Source organism: Leisingera sp. F5 (assembly GCF_001593695.1).
The window spans coordinates 1-1,141 of sequence record NZ_LUKH01001276.1; the positions used below are offsets into that span (position 1 = coordinate 1).

Annotated in this window: 1 protein-coding gene and 1 pseudogene; both read right to left on the bottom strand. The window is 65.3% G+C overall.

All coding sequences use genetic code 11. The features are described from left to right. A partial coding sequence (locus A2I95_RS40735; protein WP_291737993.1) for a colanic acid biosynthesis glycosyltransferase WcaL occupies window positions 1-843 on the bottom strand: 843 nt, incomplete at its 3' end. After that, a pseudogene (locus A2I95_RS40740) lies at window positions 840-1,141 on the bottom strand (hypothetical protein); the annotation flags it as partial. The pseudogene A2I95_RS40740 and the gene A2I95_RS40735, both read right to left, overlap by 4 nt.

Consider the following 1,141-nt stretch of genomic DNA (forward strand, 5'->3'; position numbering starts at 1 on the left):
CGCATCCTCGGCCATGCCCTGCAGCAAATCGCCTAAACCGCCGCCGCCGATATGGGTCCAGTGCCATTCCAGCCCCGCGGGAAGCAGAGCCAGAGCGGCGATCAGCCGGTCAAAGCCTTTTTTCTCAACCAAACGCCCTACTGACATGAAGCGGACCGGGTCCTGCGGCTGGCGCGGACGGCGCTCCGGCGGCGCGGGGAGTCGCGACAGGTCGAGCCCGTGATAGACCAGATCAACCCGGTCCGGCGTATCGGCCATCTGTTGCAGATGTTTGGCGCCAAAACCGGTGCACGTGGTGCCAAAGGCCGCGCCGTGATGGGCGGCGGAGAGCTTTTCCTTAAGCTCCCAATCCGGCGATGTCCAAATGTCCTTGGCGTGGGCCGAAAAGCTCCACGGCAGCCCGCGCATGATCGCGGCATAACGCGCAACGGAGGAAGGCGTGTGCAGGAAGTGCGCATAAAGCCCTAGCACTTCCGCGGGCATTTCTGCGGCCAGCACACAGGCCTGGCCAAAGCGGCGGATGCGGTTGAGTGTCAGATCACGGCGCAGATCGGCACGCCAAACTCTATAGGCTTCAGCATAGCCGGGCAGCCGTTGAGCCATCGCGCGCGCGCTCCAGACCCGCTCTGGCTCCTCGTAAAGGTATTCGGGAAGGTAGTTCACGCGCGCCTGCAGCCGCGCATGCAGCGGGTGGCGCTTGACGTCTGTGGGGTGGCGCAGAGACCAGATCTCAAGCGCGTGGCCGGCGGCCTCCAGAGCCACCAGTTCCTGTGCAATGAAGGTTTCGGACAGCCGCGGCCAGCCCTTGACCACCACTGCAAGCGGCGGGCGGGGCGTGCTCATTCGGCGGCCTCTTGATGTGTGTTCTGCAGCAATGCGTCCACCCGGCGGGTGACATAGTCCAGCCCGTCCAGCAGACCCTCTGAGCCGGCCGCGGAGGGTGGCGGCTGGTTGGCCAGCGCGCGGATCGCCTTGGCCAGCGCCGGGGCGTTCCACCCGTCGCGGGTTTCGTCCAGCATAGTGGTGAGGCCGATTTCCTCGGCCCGGCTGGCGCGGATCCATTGTTCCAGCCGCGGCGTGGTGCGGGGCACGATCACTGCGGGTTTGTCAAAGGACAAGACTTCGCAGAACGTATTGTAGC